Origin of the sequence: Streptomyces sp. NPDC020917 (assembly GCF_044333795.1) — a bacterium.
Classification (GTDB): domain Bacteria; phylum Actinomycetota; class Actinomycetes; order Streptomycetales; family Streptomycetaceae; genus Actinacidiphila.
This window is the reverse complement of sequence record NZ_JBIRRR010000006.1, coordinates 321,962-338,345: the sequence shown is the minus strand read 5'-3', so window position 1 is coordinate 338,345 and position 16,384 is coordinate 321,962. Positions and strand designations below refer to the sequence as shown.

14 protein-coding genes are annotated in these 16,384 nt (G+C 72.3%); 10 read left to right on the top strand and 4 right to left on the bottom strand.

What is annotated here, in order from left to right; genetic code table 11:
• Positions 1-70: 70 nt before the first annotated feature.
• A complete protein-coding gene (locus tag ACH4TG_RS16130) occupies positions 71-1,930 on the bottom strand; it encodes an alkyl/aryl-sulfatase (protein WP_398242906.1) in 1,860 nt (619 codons plus the stop codon).
• A gap of 337 nt (positions 1,931-2,267) precedes the next feature.
• Between ACH4TG_RS16130 and ACH4TG_RS16125 the strand changes: the two genes are divergently transcribed.
• Positions 2,268-2,486 carry a cold-shock protein gene (locus ACH4TG_RS16125; protein ID WP_398242905.1) on the top strand — a complete coding sequence of 73 codons (219 nt, stop codon included), beginning with the start codon at positions 2,268-2,270 and terminating at the stop codon, positions 2,484-2,486.
• Between the two features lie 77 nt (positions 2,487-2,563).
• Here the strand turns inward: ACH4TG_RS16125 and ACH4TG_RS16120 are convergent, their stop codons facing one another.
• Together ACH4TG_RS16120 and ACH4TG_RS16115 are read right to left on the bottom strand one after the other, a co-directional pair.
• On the bottom strand, positions 2,564-5,752 hold the full coding sequence (locus ACH4TG_RS16120; protein WP_398242904.1) for a GH92 family glycosyl hydrolase: 3,189 nt from the start codon (positions 5,750-5,752) through the stop codon (positions 2,564-2,566).
• Between the two features lie 205 nt (positions 5,753-5,957).
• Positions 5,958-6,617: an NADPH-dependent F420 reductase gene (locus ACH4TG_RS16115; protein WP_398242903.1), complete on the bottom strand. Its 660-nt coding sequence runs from the start codon at positions 6,615-6,617 to the stop codon at positions 5,958-5,960.
• A 117-nt stretch (positions 6,618-6,734) separates the two neighbouring features.
• Here ACH4TG_RS16115 and ACH4TG_RS16110 point away from each other — a divergent pair, with 117 nt between their 5' ends.
• Positions 6,735-7,106 carry a winged helix-turn-helix transcriptional regulator gene (locus ACH4TG_RS16110; RefSeq protein WP_398242902.1) on the top strand — a complete coding sequence of 124 codons (372 nt, stop codon included), beginning with the start codon at positions 6,735-6,737 and terminating at the stop codon, positions 7,104-7,106.
• 38 nt (positions 7,107-7,144) lie between these two features.
• Here the strand turns inward: ACH4TG_RS16110 and ACH4TG_RS16105 are convergent, their stop codons facing one another.
• On the bottom strand, positions 7,145-7,924 hold the full coding sequence (locus ACH4TG_RS16105) for a glucosamine-6-phosphate deaminase (protein WP_398242901.1): 780 nt from the start codon (positions 7,922-7,924) through the stop codon (positions 7,145-7,147).
• A gap of 63 nt (positions 7,925-7,987) precedes the next feature.
• Between ACH4TG_RS16105 and ACH4TG_RS16100 the strand changes: the two genes are divergently transcribed.
• The 8 genes from ACH4TG_RS16100 (at position 7,988) to ACH4TG_RS16065 (ending at position 16,365) form a co-directional block, all read left to right on the top strand.
• Positions 7,988-8,992, top strand: a complete 1,005-nt coding sequence (locus ACH4TG_RS16100) for a LacI family DNA-binding transcriptional regulator (RefSeq protein ID WP_398242900.1) — start codon at positions 7,988-7,990, stop codon at positions 8,990-8,992.
• A 70-nt stretch (positions 8,993-9,062) separates the two neighbouring features.
• Entirely contained in the window at positions 9,063-10,082 is a 1,020-nt protein-coding gene (locus ACH4TG_RS16095) for a Gfo/Idh/MocA family protein (RefSeq protein ID WP_398242899.1), read from the top strand.
• A gap of 45 nt (positions 10,083-10,127) precedes the next feature.
• On the top strand, positions 10,128-11,153 hold the full coding sequence (locus ACH4TG_RS16090) for a Gfo/Idh/MocA family protein (protein ID WP_398242898.1): 1,026 nt from the start codon (positions 10,128-10,130) through the stop codon (positions 11,151-11,153).
• Positions 11,154-11,156: 3 nt separating this feature from the next.
• On the top strand, positions 11,157-12,005 hold the full coding sequence (locus tag ACH4TG_RS16085; protein WP_398242897.1) for a Gfo/Idh/MocA family oxidoreductase: 849 nt from the start codon (positions 11,157-11,159) through the stop codon (positions 12,003-12,005).
• A 49-nt stretch (positions 12,006-12,054) separates the two neighbouring features.
• Positions 12,055-13,344: an extracellular solute-binding protein gene (locus ACH4TG_RS16080; protein ID WP_398242896.1), complete on the top strand. Its 1,290-nt coding sequence runs from the start codon at positions 12,055-12,057 to the stop codon at positions 13,342-13,344.
• Positions 13,341-14,294 carry a carbohydrate ABC transporter permease gene (locus tag ACH4TG_RS16075; protein ID WP_398242895.1) on the top strand — a complete coding sequence of 318 codons (954 nt, stop codon included), beginning with the start codon at positions 13,341-13,343 and terminating at the stop codon, positions 14,292-14,294. The genes ACH4TG_RS16080 and ACH4TG_RS16075 overlap by 4 nt, the downstream gene beginning before the upstream one ends.
• Entirely contained in the window at positions 14,291-15,214 is a 924-nt protein-coding gene (locus ACH4TG_RS16070) for a carbohydrate ABC transporter permease (protein WP_398242894.1), read from the top strand. The genes ACH4TG_RS16075 and ACH4TG_RS16070 overlap by 4 nt, the downstream gene beginning before the upstream one ends.
• Entirely contained in the window at positions 15,214-16,365 is a 1,152-nt protein-coding gene (locus ACH4TG_RS16065; protein WP_398242893.1) for an N-acetylglucosamine-6-phosphate deacetylase, read from the top strand. Before ACH4TG_RS16070 ends, ACH4TG_RS16065 begins: the two co-directional genes overlap by 1 nt.
• Positions 16,366-16,384 lie beyond the last annotated feature (19 nt).

Below are 16,384 nucleotides of genomic sequence, written 5' to 3'. Positions count from 1 at the left end.
GGGCCCACCCGGCCCTCCCCCCGCACGCGGTGCGCGCAGCCGATCCGGGGTGCGGGCACGACTGCGGTGATCAGGGAGCGACGATGGCGAAATCGGGGTCGGGGTCGTCGAGGAGCGCGGTGAGGCGGGTCAGGACGGCGGGGTCGCCGTCGTGGGTGACGCCGTCGAGGCCCCCGCCCGCGAGGAGGCGCAGCAGGTGGGCCTTGTCCAGGGTGAGGGTGAGGTCCGCGGTGGTGTCCCTGGGATCGGGGTAGTGGATCAGGACGCCGTTGGACAGGACCATGCGGTGCGTCTCGCCGGTGTCGGTGATCCTCCACAGGATGCTCAGGCTCTCGTCCCAGGCGCGCGGCCCGTTGACGCGGATCGCGAGGGTGTCGAAGGCCTGGGACACGCTCAGCGCCGAGGCCATGCTCGCGGCCAGCGCGATGGCGGTGTGCGGCACCGGGTTGAGCAGTTCGAAGGCGCCCTGGAGGTAGTAGTTGCGCCAGGTGGCGTTCTGCGCGCCGTGGCCCAGCCGCGTCAGGACGCCGGCCAGGAAGGTGCGGGCCTGCTGGTCGTCGGGGTCGGCGAAGACCAGGTGGGAGCCGAGTTCGGCGGCGAAGCGCAGGTCGCCGTCGTCGGCGAACCGCCGGGCCGCCGCCAGCGCGGGCCCGGGCCCGCCGAGCGCGGTCACGTACCGGCGGCCCTGCTCGGCCGGCGGGTGCTGCCACAGGTGGGCGGGGTTCCCGTCGAACCAGCCCATGTAGCGCTGGTAGACGGCCCTGACGTTGTGGGAGACCGAGCCGTAGTAGCCGCCGGCGTGCCGGGCCCGCTCCAGCGCGGGCGGCAGTTCCATGGCCTCGGCGATCTCGGTGCCGGTGGCGCCGCTGTTCATCATGCGCAGGGTCTGATCGTGCAGATAGCCGTACAGGTCCCGCTGCTCGGTGAGGAACGCCACCAGGCGCTCGCGCCCCCACACCGGCCAGTGGTGGGAGGCGAAGACGACTTCGGCCCGGCCGGTGCCGGTGAACAGCTCGATCGTCTCGTTGAGGTAGCGCGACCACATCCGCGCGTCGCGGACCTGGGCGCCGCGCAGCGTCAGCAGGTTGTGCAGGGTGTGGCAGGCGTTCTCGGCGGTGCACAGCGCCTGCCGGTCCGGGAGGTAGAAGTTCATCTCCGCCGGGGCCTCCGTGCCCGGGGTCAGCTGGAAGACGAACCGGACGCCGTCGAGGACCTCCTCCTGCCCGGTACGGGTGATCTCCAGCGTCGGCGGGAGCAGACCCACCGAGCCGGACGACGTCGCCAGCCCCAGGCCCATGCCGACCTGGCCCTCGGGGCCGACGTCGGTGCCGAACGCGGAGAAGTACATGCCGCGCCGGATCATGGCCGTGCCGGCGTACACGTTCTCGGAGACCGCGTGCTCCATGAAGTGCTCCGGGGCCACGATCGGCACACCCGCCTCGACGTCCTCGGGGGCGATCACGCCGAGGACGCCGCCGAAGTGGTCGACGTGCGGATGGGTGTAGACCACGGCTGTCACCGGGCGGTCGCCGCGGTGGTCCCGGTACAGGCCCAGCGCCGCGGCGGCGGTCTCGGCCGACACCAGCGGGTCCACGACGACGACCCCGCGCTCGCCCTCCACCAGGGTCATGTTCGACAGGTCCAGGCCGCGCACCTGGTAGACGCCCTCGGTCACCTCGTACAGGCCCTGCCGCGCGCACAGCGCCGACTGCCGCCACAGGCCCGGGTGCACCGTCGGGGCCGGAACGGTCTCGCGCAGGAAAGCGAAGGCGTCGCTGTCCCAGACCACCCGGCCGTCGCGCGCCTTGACGACGCCGGGCACCAGCGCGGCGACGAACCCGCGGTCGGCATCGGCCGCGTCGCTCGCGTCGGCCGCGTTACCCCCGCCCTTGGCTCCGGTCGCCGGTTCCGCCGTGTGTGCCGAGGTCATGGGCCCTCCTGATGGCGTCGCGTCGCTTGCTGCCTGCGGGTGGTCCCCCCATTCACCCCCAGCCGTGCGTACGCCGCCCGGCGGCCTACTGCGGACGGGGCGACGCCGACGCGTCGCGGCGGGCGAAGTTGCGCCAGGCGGGGGAACCCCGCGGCGACGGGAATGTCCCGCTGTCGGCGGCTGCACCACCTCCCGCTCAGCCAGCACGCGTTCTAGGGCTGAACACCGGCCGACCGGCCACGGAGGAGAGGCGTTCGGTACCACACTGTGGGGGACGAGAGCGACGCGCCGCCGGGCCACCCGGCCGCCGCGGCCTGCCGGCCTTTCCTGGGGAGACATGCCTACCGGCACGGTGAAGTGGTTCAACGACGCGAAGGGCTTCGGCGTCATCATCCCGGACGACGGCGGCGAGGAACTCCTCGCCCACTACAGCGAGATCCGCAAGGAAGGCTTCAAGAGCCTCGACGAGAACCAGAAGGTCCAGTACGAGGTCGGGGCCGCGCCCAAGAGTTCGCAGGCCGTCGGCATCGTGCCGATGGAGCCCCGCACCATGTGACGGCCGCCGCCGGTGCAACGCCCGAGCCCGCCCGCCCCGGACCTGGTCCGGAGTGGGCGGGCTCGCGTGTCAGGCACTTACTGCGCCGGGCCGAACCCCATGGCGAACAGGTTCAGCCGACCCGAGTAGCCGGACGGCAGCACGACCGACGCGATGGTTTTGGTTGCGTCGACCGGCGTGGTGACCGCGAACACGTAGGCACTCGTCTGCTGCGCGCCGGAGGCCAGGTTGCGGTAGGACATCTTCGCCGCGACCGTCTCGCCGGCGAGCAGCTGGTCCGCGTCGTGGTGCATCGTCCAGTCGCTCACGTGCAGCGTGTACGGCTGCACGGTGCCGTCGGTGTAGACGATCTGCCCGGTGGCGTTGATCGGACCGCCGGACCCGGCCGTCGCGAGGAACGCGAGGGTGCCCGCGTTCCCCGGTGCCGGGAGCTGGATCGCCTGACCGGCGGCCACGACGTCGTCGGGCTGACCGGCCGCGCTCGCCGGCCAGGTGAGCGTGGTGCCGCCGGCGGAGACCCAAGCGCCCGGCGTCAGCCCCGCCGCCGCGAGGGCGTCCCGGGACAGGCTGTTGTGGCCGCCGTCGAGGTTGCCGACGCTCCGGTCGGCGTCCGGGCTGGTGCCGACCGTGTCGAAGAGCTGCGGCAGGGAGCTCGCGGCCACCTGGTAGAGCGCGGTCGTGAAGGTGGTCAGCGCGCTGCCGCTCCCGGCGTTGCTCGACCAGCCGGCGGTGACCGTCAGCGGATAGCTGCCGGGCTTGGCGTCCGACGGCGGGGTGACCTTGAGCGTGGCCGTCGCCGAGTGGCCGGGAGCGATCGCCGGAAGCGTGGTCGCGGGCACCGCCCACGGCCCCTTCGCACCGATCGTCACGCGGTTGGCGGCAGTGGTGCCGGAGTTGGTGAGCTTCACCGTCAGCGTGCCCGCATCCCCGGCGGCACCGGGCTCGGACGTGACGCCGGTGATCCGCACGTCGGCCGTGTGCGCCGTCGCCGAGCACGGGGAGACCGGCGTGCCGGAACCCGTGGCCCAGTCGCTCGGCTGGTCCCCGAGGTCGAAGTGGAGCGTGGCGCCGTCCTGGATCGCGCGATGGCTGATCACGCTGGTGTTGACGGGCGCGTTGCCGACCGTCAGACCCTTGATGTAGCGGTTGGACGCCGACGCGCCGGGCGCGTCGATCACCAGCTGCGAGGCGTGGTACCACGGCTGCTGCAGGTGCACGACGGCGTGGGTGAACAGCGGGCTCGTCACCGTGTACTGGTCACCGCCGGCGAAGAACGGGTACAGCCCGAGCGACGACAGCACGTACCAGCTCGACATCGTGCCGAGGTCGTCGTTGCCGGTGACCCCGGTGGGGCTGGTGTTGTACAGGGTCTCGGCCGCGCGCACGACGTCCTGCGTCTTCCACGGCTGGCCGAGGTAGTTGTACAGGTACGGCGCCTGGAGGTCCGTCTCGTTGTACGGGTTGTACTGGTCCTCGGCGCCCCACTTGGTGCCGGCGACACTCGCCGGGTTCGCGGCCAGCTGGTCGTACGAGAAGAACTGGTCGAGCTTGGCGACCGTCGGGCCGACCCCGCCGAGCGCCTTCGCCAGCCCCGTCACGTCCTGCGGGGCCAACCAGGTGTAGTGCCAGGCCGAGCCCTCCTTGAACCCGTTCTCCTTCGCGGGGTCGAACGGCGTGACCCACGTGCCGTCGGCGCGCCGCGGCTGCACGAAACCGGTCTGCGGGTTGATGACGTTCACGTACGACTGCGAGCGGTCGAGGAAGCGGGCGGCATCGGCGTTCTCGCCCAGCTTGCTCGCGTAGAGCGACAACGAGCAGTCGTTGACGCCGTATTCGAGCTGGTCGGACACCGCCGTCGTGTAGTCGCCGGTGGTCCCCAGCGGCACGTAGCCCCCGTTGAGGTACTCGGCGAGTCCGGTGCGGCCCTCGAACGGCGTCTGGGACGGGTCGGGGAGCTGGGTGGCGTTCTTGACCAGCGCGTCGTAGATCGGGCGGGCGTCCTCGGGGCGCACCAGGCCCTTCAGGTACGCGTCGGTGAGCAGGTTCGCCGCCGGGTCGCCGACCATCTCGTTCGTGTAGTACTGCGCGTACGGCCACTTCGGCATCCAGCCGCCCTGCTGCGAGTCCTCGAGCAGGCTGTGCGCCATGTCGGCGACGTGTTCCGGCGCGACCAGGTCGAGGACCTGCTGCTGCGCGCGGTAGGTGTCCCACATGGAGAACGCCGTGTAGTGCGCGTGCCCGGCCGGCTCGTGGTGCACCGCGCCGTCGAAGCCCGTGTAGTCGCCGTTCGCGTCCGAGTACACGTTGGGATCGAGCAGCGAGTGGTACAGCGCCGTGTAGAACGTCCGCTGCTGCTCGTCGGTGCCGCCCTGGATCGCGACGCGGGACAGCAGCGAGTTCCACTGCGACGTGGCGGCCGTGCGGACGCCGTCGAAGTCGAACCCGCTCGTGCCCTCGGCCGTCAGGTTGCTGCGCGCCCCGTCGAGCGAGACGTACGAGATGCCGACCTTGGCGACGACGTCGTGGCTGCCGAACGACAGGTACGCCCCGGCGCCCGTGCCGGTGGTGGACGCCTGCCCGGTCTTGACCGTGGTGCCGCTGCCGGTGGCGAACGAGCTGAAGGGCTGGTCGAACTGCATCGAGAAGTAGACGGTGTAGCGGTTGTAGCTCTTGGACGGGCAGGTGTTGAAGTACCCGTACGTGCCGACGGTCCCCTCGACCGTGTGGTCGCCGACGACGTTGACGCTCGCGGAGGACACCCCGCGGAACCCGCCGCCCGGGCTCACCAGCACGCCCGGCGTGGAGCCGCTCGGGAACGTGTACCGCGCCCAGCCGGTGCGGGTGGTCGCGGTGAGCTCCGAGTGCACACCGGCGAGGTCGACGGCGTACGAGCCCGGGTGCGCGTCCTCCGTGGCGTGGTCGATGGTGACCTCGTTGGCGTGCGGGTCGAGCGACTTCACCGCGCCGGTGAGCGGCAGCGACGTCACATCGCCCATCGCGGCGCAGCCAGGCCCGGACAGGTGGTTGAGCCCGAAGCCCCAGGTCTTCGGGTTCGTGTACTCGTAGCCGCCGCCCTCGGCCGACTCGGTGTTCGGGCTGAACTGCACCATGCCGAACGGCAGTGCCGCGCCCGGGTAGGTCCCGCCGCCCGCCGCGGTACCGGCCAGCGGTGCGACCAGGCCGGCCGGATCCGCGGGCGCGGCGGCCGCGCCCGCGGCCTCGGGAACGGCGGTCAGGCCGGCGATCACCAGTGCCGCCGTGACCATGACTCTTATGGGATGAACGTGAAGTATTCGCCGCCGCATATCGGCCCCTCGGTGCGCGCGCTGCATTACCTGCCTCCCTGACATCGTTGTCAGGCGGCTCAGGGAACCTACTGCCACGGCCTGGTCAAGGCAAGGGTTTGCCGTACTTTCGCCTCGGGCCGCGGCCGGCGGCACCGAGGCGGTTCACGCGGGGCAGGCGGTTCGCTCAGACCGCTTCGGTCCGTGCGGGCACCCGCGGGACGGCCGCGTTCGGGTCGTGCCCGGCGAAGACCAGGGCGATGACCAGACCCGCGGCCTCCTCCAACTGGCGGGCGCGGCGCAGCGGTCCGACCACCGCCGGCTCGGCGCCCGCGTCGCGGACCAGGGCGGACACGGTGTGCAGGGCGGCCTCGTCGTCGCCCGCGATCGGCACGGTGACCGGCTCGCGGCCCGCCGACCACTGGTCGGCGGGGAAGAGGTGGAACGCCTTCACCACATGGGAGCCGGGCGCGAGTTCCGCGATGTGCTCGGCGGCGGCGCGGCCGTCGGCGACCAGGTGCTCGCCGACGCCGTGGTCCACCGCGTTGACCGGGTCGATCAGCGGGGTGCCGGCGAGCGAGCCGCCGGCCGCCCCGGCCGCGGCCAGGATGCCGGGCACTCCGGACCAGCTGACCGCGAGCAGGACCGCGTCGCGTCCGGTGGCCGCGGCGGCGGGCTCCGCGGCGCGGGCGGTGCCGGCGCCCGGGGCCGAGGCCGTCATCCGCGCGGCGGCCTCGGCCGCCTTCTGCGGCGAGCGGCCGCCGACCACCACGTCGTGCCCGGCCCGTACCCAGGCCGCGCCCAGGGCCGTCGCGAGCGTTCCGGTGCCGAGGATGCCGATGTTCATACGGGTGCGCTCCAGAGGTGCGGGCGACGGCCTCCGGGAGCGGCCGCCGCGGTGCCGCCACGGTAGGAGAACCGACGCGCACCGGACGGTAGGAAACGGCTGCGGGACACTGGGGGCATGGGCGACGACGGGTGCGTGCGGCTGCTCGTGGACTGCCGGCTGCGCGCCGCCACCGAGTTGTTCTCCCACACGTGGGACCCGGTGATCCTCGCCGGGCTCAGCGAAGGACCGCTGCGCCGGGCCGAGTTGCGGACGCTGGCGGGCGGGATCAGCGACAAGGTCCTGACCGAGGCGCTGCGGCGCCTGCTCGGCAACGGGCTCGTCGAGCGCCGCGCCTTCCGCGCGGCGCCGCCGCGCGTGGAGTACGGGCTGACCCCGCTCGGCACCAGCCTGGTCGAAGGGCCGCTGCGGGCGATGGGGCGGTGGACCGAGGAGCACGGCGAGGAGCTGCTCGACGCTCAGGAACGGGCCGCCGGCTCCACGGTGTGAGGGACGGCGGGCCGTCCGGGGCCGAGCGCCGGACCGGCTCAGCCGGTCCGGGTCCGTCCGTCGAGCAGCGAGGCCGACTGCGGGTCGGCGTAGACGGTGCACGAGGGGTGGGTGCGCAGGACGGTGCTCGGCCACTCGGTGCCGAGCGGGGCTTCGAACGTCGCCCGCACCGCCCTTGCCTTGAGCGCGCCGGGGACCATGCAGAACAGATGGCCGGCGCTCATCAGCGTCGGGATGGTGACCGTGACGGCCTTCTCGGGCACGTCCGCCAGGGTACCGAAGCAGCCGTCGGCGACCTGCTGCTCGCGGCAGGCCCGGTCCAGGGACACCGGCTTGACCGCGTCGGGGTCGTGGAAGTCCGCAACGGGCGGATCGTTGAAGGCCAGATGGCCGTTCATGCCGATGCCCAGGCAGACGATGTCGATGGGCTGCTCGCGCAGGAGTTCCGCGTAGCGGTCGGCGGCGGCCCGCGCGCCGCCGGGGGCCGCCGTGTCGATGTAGTGCACGGCGCCGAAGGGGAGCCTGCCGAACAGCGCCTCCCGCAGCCAGTTGCCGAACCGCTCGGGCGCCTCGGGTGGCAGGTCCAGGTACTCGTCCATGTGGAAGGCCGTCACCCGGCGCCAGTCGATGCCCGGTTCGCGGGTCAGGGCGGCCAGGGTCTCCGCCTGGCTGGGGGCCGCGGCGAAGATCATGCGGGCGTGACCTCGGTCGGCCAGGATCCGGCGAAGCCGCCGGGCGATCTCGTGCGCTGCCGTCTCACCGAGCACCCGGCGGTCCGGCAGAACGCGCAGCATGGCGTCAAGGTCGTTTGGTGGCATGAGGGGAGTGTGGCGTGCAACCGGTTGCACGTCAAGTGGCGCCGGGCGCCGTAAAGTGAGCGCATGCCGACTCGCCCACGCCCGTCCTCCGGTGTCACCATCGGCGACGTCGCGGTCGCCGCCGACGTCTCGCGCGCCACGGTCTCCCGCGCCTTCTCCCGGCCCGAGCTGCTCCGCCCCGAAACCGTCGACCACGTGAAAGCCGTGGCGGAACGGCTCGGCTACACCGCCAACCGGGCGGCGCAGGCGCTGTCGACCGGGCGGTTCGGCAACATCGCCATGGTCGTGCCCGATGTCGCGAACCCGTTCTTCCCGCCCATGGTCCGCACCGTCCAGTCCCGGGCGGAGCAGGCCGACCTGGCCGTCTTCCTCGGGGACGCCGACGAGTCCGCCGAGCGCGAGGCCAAGCTCGCCGCGCGCTTCAGCCCGCAGGTGGACGGGTTCATCCTGGCCTCGCCCCGGCTCTCGGCCGAGCGGATCTGGGAGCTGGCCGACAAGCGCCCGGTGGTCCTGGTGAACCGGGACGTCGAGGGGATCCCCCGGGTCCTCATCGACTCCTCGGGCGGGATGACCGAGGGTGTCGTGCACCTGAAGCGGCTGGGGCACCGGCGGATCGCCTATCTCGCCGGTCCCCGCGACTCCTGGTCCGACCAGCAGCGCAGGGCCGCCATCACCCGGGCCGCCGACGCGGCGGGCATGGAGGTCGAGGTCGTCGAGGTGGGACGGCCCAGCTACACGGCGGGCCGCAGTGCGGTGTCCGCGCTCGTGGCGGCGGGCGCGACGGCAGCGGTCGCCTTCGACGACGTGGTGTCCCAAGGCGTGCTGGCAGGACTGGAACTGCGCGACATCGCGGTCCCCAGGGACTTCAGCCTCATGGGGTGCGACGACACCCTGGCCGCCCTCACGACACCCGCCATGACCAGCGTGTCCGCCGCTTCCGCCGCGGCCGGCACCGCGGCCGCCGACCTCCTGGTGCGCATGCTGGAGACCGGCCGCGCCGAGCCGGAGCGGCTGACCGTGGCGACCCACCTGGTGGTCCGCGCGACGACGGGACCCGCCGCCGGCTGACACATGCCGAAAGGCAAAACCTTCGCGCGGACCATTGACGTGCAACCGGTTGCATGTTTGGGTTCCGGCCATGACGCGCATAGCCGTTGCCGGCGCAGCCCATCCTCACGTCGACTACGTGGTGGACGAGATCAGCCGGTCGCAGAACCTCCAGTTGGTGGCCGTCGCCGATCCGGTGCGCGAGCTGGCCGAGAAATGGGCCGCTCCGCACGGCGCCCCGGTCTTCACCGATCACCGCAGGATGCTCGACGCCGTGCGGCCGGACGTGGTCGTCACGGCAGGTGTCTACGGTGACCGGGGCCGGACCGTCCTCGACGCGCTGCACGCCGGCTGCCACGTGCTGGCGGACAAGCCGCTGTGCACGACGCCGGACGAGCTCGACGCCATCGCCGCGGCGACGCACCGCGGCGGACGCCACGTGGTGCTGATGCTGGAGAAGCGCTACTACCCCGAGACGCTGGCCGCCCTGGAACTGGTCCGCGCCGGAGTGCTCGGCGAGATCACCGGCGTGCTGTCGTCGGGCCCGCACAAGCTCAACCGGGCGGCGCGGCCCGGCTGGTTCTTCGAACGGGCCCGCTACGGCGGCATCCTGGGCGACCTGGCCGTGCACGACATCGACGCCGCCCTGTACTTCACCGGGCTCACCGCGGGCACCGTCGCCGGCAGCGTCGCGGGCACCACCCCGGGCACCGCGGACTTCGCCCCGTACGGCGTCGCGACGCTCGCCGCCCCGGACGTGCTGGTGACGGCCGAGGTCAGCTGGATGACCCCCGCGGCGTCCGCGGTGCACGGCGACTACCGCATGCGGCTGGTCGGAACGCGCGGCACCGCCGAACTGCTGTGGGCCCGGCGGCGTCTCGTGGTCACCACCGACGACGAGGCGACGCACGACGTCGCCCTGCCCGAGGGCTTCCGCCCCGCCCAACTGCCGCTGCGCGCCCTCGCGTCCGGCGAGGAACCCGACATCTCCACCCGCCAGAGCCTGCTGGCGACCCGGCTGGCGCTGCTCGCCCAGCAGTCCGCCGACACCGGCGGGACGCGGATCCCGTGGTCGGCCACGACCGCCGCCGTCCCGGACACGAGCGCCTGACCCGCGCGAACACCCCAGGAACCGCCCGAAAGTGAGGGAGTGACCATGCGATTCGCCCTGGTGGGCGCCGGCGTCATCGGCGCCGTGCACGCCCGGCTGATCACCGCGTTCGGCGAGAGCGACGCGAGCGTCCGGCTCGGCGCCGTCGTCGACCAGGACCTCGGCAGGGCCGCGGCCCTGGCCGACCGGTACGGCGGCCGCGCCTTCGCGAGCCTGGCCGACGCGCTGGCCGCCGAGGCCGTCGACGCGGTCGCCGTCTGCCTGCCCAGCGCCCTGCACGCCGATGCGGCGGTCGAGGCGCTGGCCGCCGGCAAGCACGTGCTCGTCGAGAAGCCCGTGGACATCACGCTGGCCGCGGCCGACCGGATCGTCGAGGCGCAGCGCGGCACCGGGCTGACCGTCTCCGTCATCAGCCAGCGCCGCTTCCAGGCGCCCGCCGCCTTCATCAAGGACTCGGTGGAGGCGGGGCGGCTCGGGCGGATCACCTCCGGGATCGCCGAGTCGGCGTTCTACCGGCCGCAGGCGTACTTCGACTCCGGCGACTGGCGCGGCACCGTGGCGGTCGACGGCGGCGGTGCCCTGATGAACCAGGGCATCCACGCGCTGGACCTGCTGCTGTGGATGCTCGGGAAGCCGGTCCACGTCAGCGCGCAGACCGGCCGCGTCGCCCACGAGGGCATCGAGGTGGAGGACCTGGCCGCGGCCACCATCCGCTTCGAGAGCGGCGCCGTCGGGCTGGTGCTGGCCAGCACCGCCGCCTACCCCGGCCTGCCCGTGCGGCTGTCCGTCCACGGCGACCGGGGAAGCGCGGTGATGGCCGACGACCGGCTGGAGTACTTCCACTCGGCGGACCCCGCCGCGCCCGCCGCGCCACCGGACGTGGCACTGCGCGACGGCTGGGGCCCCGTCGACGTCGCGCACCTCGCCCAGTACGAGGACTTCGTCACCGCCGTCCGCACCGGCCGCGAGCCGGCCGTGACGCTCGCCGCGGGACGCCGGGCGCTCGCCGTGGTCCGGGCCGTCTACCAGTCCGCCGACGAGGGCCGCCCCGTCGAACTCCAGGAGGTCTGAGCCATGAACGACACACGGCGTCTCGCCATCGTCGGAACCGAGAACAGCCACGCCGAGGAGATCGTCCGGGCCCTCAACGTCAAGCAGATCGCACCGCACGCCCGGGTCACCGCGCTGGTCGGCGAGGACGACGCCCGCAACCGCGAACTCGCCGATTTGGGCGGCGGACTGCCGGTCGTGCCGACCTCGACCGAACTGCTCGGCCACGTCGACGCGTTGATCGTCACCAACCGCGACGGCGCGCTGCACCGCGCCCAGGCCGTGCCGTTCCTGGAGGCGGGCATCCCGGTCTGGGTGGACAAGCCGCTGGCCGCCAGTACCGCCGATGCCGAGGCGATCATCGAGGCCGCCGCGCGCGGCGGGGCCCCCATGACCTCCTACTCCGCGGTCCGCTGGGTCCCCGACGCCGACCGGCTCCAGGAGGCGGCCACCGGGATCGGTGAGATCCAGGCGGTCACCGTCACCGGCCCCGCGGACCCGGACAGCGAGCACAGCGGCATCTTCTTCTACGGCATCCACGCCGCCGACCTCGCCCAGCGCCTGGCGCCCGGCGTGCCCGGCCCCGTCGACGTCGAGCGGTCCGGTGCCACCGTCGTGGCCCGCTACCGCTGCGGCGGAGTGCCGGTCACCCTGCACCTCGTCACCCCCAGCGACGCCGGACGGGTCCCGTTCCACGCGGAGATCGTCGGCCGGCACGGGCTGGCGAGCCGCGACATCGAACTGGACGCCGACTACGTGGAGCCGGGTCTGCGGGCCTTCCTGCGGATGCTGGAGTCCGGCGTCCCTCCCCTGGACGCGGAGGTGCTGCTGGCACCGATCACAGTCCTGGAGCAGATCCGCGCCGCCCTGTGAGGCGGGCACCCACAGCCATGCAAATCCTTCGTTGAAAGAGACATGCCCTATGGATGCGCGAATCATCAAGTGCGCGGCGGCGGCACTGGCCGTCGGCCTGCTGACGGTCGGCTGTTCCTCGGCCTCGGGCGGCAGCGGCGAATCGGTCTCGGGCGGTCCCGACAAGGGCACCGTACGCGTGTGGTTCATGCAGGACTCGATCCCGCAGGCCGCCCAGGACTACCTGAAGACGGCGTTCGAGAAGGAGCACCCCGGCTCCACGCTGAAGATCGAGATCCAGCAGTGGGACGACATCATCGCCAAGCTGCAGACCGCGATGGCCAGTGAGAAGGAGACCCCGGACCTCGCCGAGATCGGCAACACCACCGCATCGACGTTCGCCAGCGTCGGCGCCTTCGCCGACCTCAGCCCGCTGTACCAGGACCTGGGCGGCACGAAGCTGATCCCCAGTTTCGTCGGGGCCGGCACCTCCCGCGGCAAGAAGTACGCGCTGCCGCTGTACGCCGGGGCGAGCGTCATCTACTACCGCAAGGACCTGTTCGCCAAGGCGCACATAGCGCAGCCCAGGACCCTGGGTGAGCTGGTCCAGGCCGCCCAGAAGGTCAAGGCGGCCAACCCCGACAAGCACCGGAACTTCCAGGGCATCTACCTGCCGGCCGCCGACAACCACTTCATGGAGGCGTGGATCTTCTCGCAGGGCGCCAACTACGCCAAGCAGAACTCCGACGGCACCTGGAAGGGCACGCTCGCCACCCCGCAGGCAGAGACCGGACTCGCCATGCTCCAGGAACTGTGGAAGACCGCCGCACTGGGCGCGTCGGACTCCTCCCAGCAGGGCGCGGCCCCCTGGGTTCCGTACAACAACGGCGAGGTCGCGATCGTCTCCGGCCGTACGTTCGCGGAGAAGAACATCTCTCCCGAGATGAAGAAGAACACCGCGGTCATGGCGATCCCGCCGGTCACGGCGGGCGGCGTGGGCCACTCGTTCTCGGGCGGTTCGAGCATCGGCATCTCGGCCAAGTCGCAGGTGAAGTCGCTGGCGCAGGACGCGCTGCGGCTCGTCTACGGCAAGGAGTTCCAGTCCAAGGTCGCCGCCCAGGGGTGGATCCCCGGCAACACCGCCTACACGGGCGCCATCCCCGCGAGCCTGTCCAGCGGGCAGTTGCAGGCGCAGATCGTGGCGAACTCGGTGCTCACCCCGACCGCCGAGAACTGGGCCGTCGTGCAGGGCGACAACATCCCGGCCGACTTCTGGGCCCAGCTCGCCCGCGGTGGTGACGCCGGGAAGCTGGCCCGGGAGACGGACGGCAAGATCGAGAAGGTCCTGAACAAGAAATGACCACCGATCCGGGTCTCACGCCCGCGGTCCCGGCGGCCCGCCGCCGGCACCGCAGGACGCAACTCACGCCCTACCTGCTCGTCGCGCCGGTGTTCGTGGCGGTCATCGTGGCCCTGGGCTATCCGCTGGTCCGCCAGATCGTGATGTCCTTCCAGGAGTTCGGGCTGCGCCAGCAGTTCGGTCAGGCACCTGGATGGGTGGGCCTGGACAACTACCGGACCGTGCTCAGCGACCCGGCGATGCTGAGGGTGCTCGTCCGCTCGATCGTGTTCTGCTTCGTCTGCGTGGTGCTGACGATGCTGGCCGGGACCGCCCTTGCGGTGCTCATGACGGTGGTGAGCCGGTGGGCCCGGCTGGCGCTGCAGGTCGCGCTGCTGTTCGTCTGGGCCATGCCGGTCATGGTGACCGTGACGGTCTGGCAGTGGCTGTTCGACAGCCGCTACGGCGTCGTCAACTGGCTGCTGAGCCACGTCGGTTTCACCGGGATGGAAGGGCACGCCTGGACCGCGGACCCGATGGGGCTGTTCACCGTGGCGGCGCTGATCGTGGTCTGGATGAGCGTGCCGCTGGTGGCCTTCATGAGCTACGCGGGCCTCAGCCAGGTCCCGGCGGAGGTGATGGAGGCCGCGTCGCTGGACGGGGCGTCCGCCTGGCGCCGGTTCCGCAGCGTGATGCTGCCGCTGGCGCTGCCGGTCATCATGATCGTCGGGCTGCTCCAGATCGTCTGGGACCTGCGGGTGTTCACCCAGATCTACGTACTGCAGCAGAACGGCGGCTCCACCGACGACACCAACCTCCTCGGCACCGCCATCTACCGGCTGGGCATCGGCCAGGGCGACTACGGGATGGCCTCCGCGCTGGCCACCGTGGTGCTCCTCCTCACCCTGCTGCTGACCTGGAAGTACATCAGCACGCTGGTCACCCAGCAGAAGGAGGCGGCGGCCCGATGAGCACGTCCACGTTCTCCCGCACGGGCGGCCGCCCGTCCAGGACGGGTCCGCGGCCCGCGGCCGGCACGCCGGCACCGTCGGGCCGGCGGTCACGGCGCCGGCGCAGCCGCTGGGTGCTCAACGCGATCGCCGTCCTGGCCGCGCTGGTGTGGGTCTTCCCGGTCTACTGGATGGTCAACACCGCGCTGGTGCCGACCTCGGAGCTGTTCACCCTCACGCCGCGGTTCGTGCCGTACCCGACCTCCTTCGAGCACTTCTCGGGGGTGCTGCGGGACGGGAAGTTCTGGTCGGCACTGCGCATGAGCGCCGTCGTGGCGCTGGTCGTGGTGGTCCTGGCGGTGCTCTTCGGCTTCCTCGCGGCGGTCGCGGTCAGCCGGTTCCGGTTCCGTGGCCGCGGCGCGCTGATCATGCTCGTGATCGTCGTGCAGATGCTGCCGGCGGAGGCCCTGTTCATCTCGCAGTTCCGGATGCTCGACGACTGGAACCTGCTCAGCTCGGTGCCCGGCCTGTCGCTGCTGTGCCTCGGCGGGATCGTGCCGTTCACGGTCTGGCTGCTGCGCGGCTTCATCGACGGCGTCCCGGTGGAACTGGAGGAGGCAGCGATGGTCGACGGCTGCAGCCGGGTGGGCGCCTTCTTCCGCGTCACCCTGCCGCTGCTCGGACCCGGACTGGTCACCTCGTCGGTCTTCGCCTTCCTGCACACCTGGAACGAGTACAACCTCGCGCTGATCGTCATGACCAAGACCGACCACGCGACGCTGCCCCTGTGGCTGCGCAGCTTCAGCAGCGAGACCTCCGCGACCGACTGGGGCGGGGTGATGGCCGGTTCCACGCTGATCGCCGTACCGGTGATCGCCCTGTTCCTGTCGGTGCACTCCCGGATGGGCTCCGGTCTGGTGGCGGGGGCGGTCAAGGGCTGATGGAGGGACAACTGCCGGACGGGCGCCACGCCCTGGTGCGGGCCGGCCGCGACGGCCGCATCCGGTCCGTCGAACACCGCGAACCCGCCGGCCGCGACGTCGCGCACCACCTGGTCCCCGGCCTGGTCGACCTCCAGGTCAACGGCTACGGCGGCCACGACGTCAACGCCGACGACCTGAGCGTCGACACGGTGCACGCCCTGACCCGCGCCCTGTGGGCGGCCGGCACCACGACGTTCTTCCCCACGGTCATCACCGCCGACCACGACAGGATCGTGCACGCGCTGGAGGTCATCGCCGAGGCGGTCCGCACCGACGCCCTGCTCGCCCACTCGATCGCCGGCATCCACGTCGAAGGGCCGTATCTGTCACCGGTGGACGGGGCACGCGGGGCCCACGACGCGGACTGCCTGCGGGACCCGGACACCGCCGAACTGGCCCGCTGGATCGCGGCGTCCGACGGCCTGCTGCGGATCGTGACGCTCGCACCGGAGCGGGCGAACACCGACGCGTACATCGACCGGGCGGTGCGGTCCGGAGTCCTGGTGGCGCTCGGGCACTGCGCGGCCGAGCCCGACCGGATCCACCGGGCGGCGGCGGCAGGGGCGTCGCTGTCGACCCATCTGGGCAACGGCATCCAGCCGACGCTGCCGCGCCACCCGAACCCGATCTGGGCGCAGCTCGCCGACGACCGCCTGTCCGCCGGGTTCATCGCGGACGGGCACCACCTGCCGGCCGACACCCTGAGCGCCATGGTCCGCGCCAAGGGCGTCCGCCGCTCGTTCCTGGTCAGCGACGCGGCGGCGCTCGCCGGCTCCCCGCCGGGCCGCTACATGACACCCGTCGGCGGCGACGTCACCGTCACCCCCGACGGCGGCCTGGTCCTCACCGGCAGCGGGTTGCTGGCCGGCTCGGCGGCCTCGCTCGCCGACTGCGTCCGCTGGACGCGCGCGCACACCCCGTTCGCCGACGCGGACGTCCTGGCTCTCGCGACGTCCAACCCCGCGCGCATCGCCGGGCTCCGCGACCGCGGAACCCTGACGGCCGGCGCCGCCGCCGACCTGGTGCTGCTGGACACCGAGTTCCGCGTCCTGCGCACGGTCCTCGCCGGCACGACCGTCCACCGCGCGGACGAACCCCCCTCGCTGTAACCGCAGTTCTCCCTTGAAA

Bases quoted from the DNA above. Each gene is read 5' to 3' on its own strand.
- ACH4TG_RS16080 (WP_398242896.1), top strand. From the start codon at position 12,055: ATGGATGCGCGAATCATCAAGTGCGCGGCGGCGGCACTGGCCGTCGGC.
- ACH4TG_RS16115 (WP_398242903.1), bottom strand. From the start codon at position 6,617: ATGAACATCGGCATCCTCGGCACCGGAACGCTCGCGACGGCCCTGGGC.
- ACH4TG_RS16100 (WP_398242900.1), top strand. From the start codon at position 7,988: ATGCCGACTCGCCCACGCCCGTCCTCCGGTGTCACCATCGGCGACGTC.
- ACH4TG_RS16070 (WP_398242894.1), top strand. From the start codon at position 14,291: ATGAGCACGTCCACGTTCTCCCGCACGGGCGGCCGCCCGTCCAGGACG.
- ACH4TG_RS16090 (WP_398242898.1), top strand. From the start codon at position 10,128: ATGCGATTCGCCCTGGTGGGCGCCGGCGTCATCGGCGCCGTGCACGCC.
- ACH4TG_RS16130 (WP_398242906.1), bottom strand. From the start codon at position 1,930: ATGACCTCGGCACACACGGCGGAACCGGCGACCGGAGCCAAGGGCGGG.
- ACH4TG_RS16095 (WP_398242899.1), top strand. From the start codon at position 9,063: ATGACGCGCATAGCCGTTGCCGGCGCAGCCCATCCTCACGTCGACTAC.
- ACH4TG_RS16105 (WP_398242901.1), bottom strand. From the start codon at position 7,924: ATGCCACCAAACGACCTTGACGCCATGCTGCGCGTTCTGCCGGACCGC.
- ACH4TG_RS16125 (WP_398242905.1), top strand. From the start codon at position 2,268: ATGCCTACCGGCACGGTGAAGTGGTTCAACGACGCGAAGGGCTTCGGC.
- ACH4TG_RS16120 (WP_398242904.1), bottom strand. From the start codon at position 5,752: ATGGTCACGGCGGCACTGGTGATCGCCGGCCTGACCGCCGTTCCCGAG.
- ACH4TG_RS16065 (WP_398242893.1), top strand. From the start codon at position 15,214: ATGGAGGGACAACTGCCGGACGGGCGCCACGCCCTGGTGCGGGCCGGC.
- ACH4TG_RS16085 (WP_398242897.1), top strand. From the start codon at position 11,157: ATGAACGACACACGGCGTCTCGCCATCGTCGGAACCGAGAACAGCCAC.
- ACH4TG_RS16110 (WP_398242902.1), top strand. From the start codon at position 6,735: ATGGGCGACGACGGGTGCGTGCGGCTGCTCGTGGACTGCCGGCTGCGC.
- ACH4TG_RS16075 (WP_398242895.1), top strand. From the start codon at position 13,341: ATGACCACCGATCCGGGTCTCACGCCCGCGGTCCCGGCGGCCCGCCGC.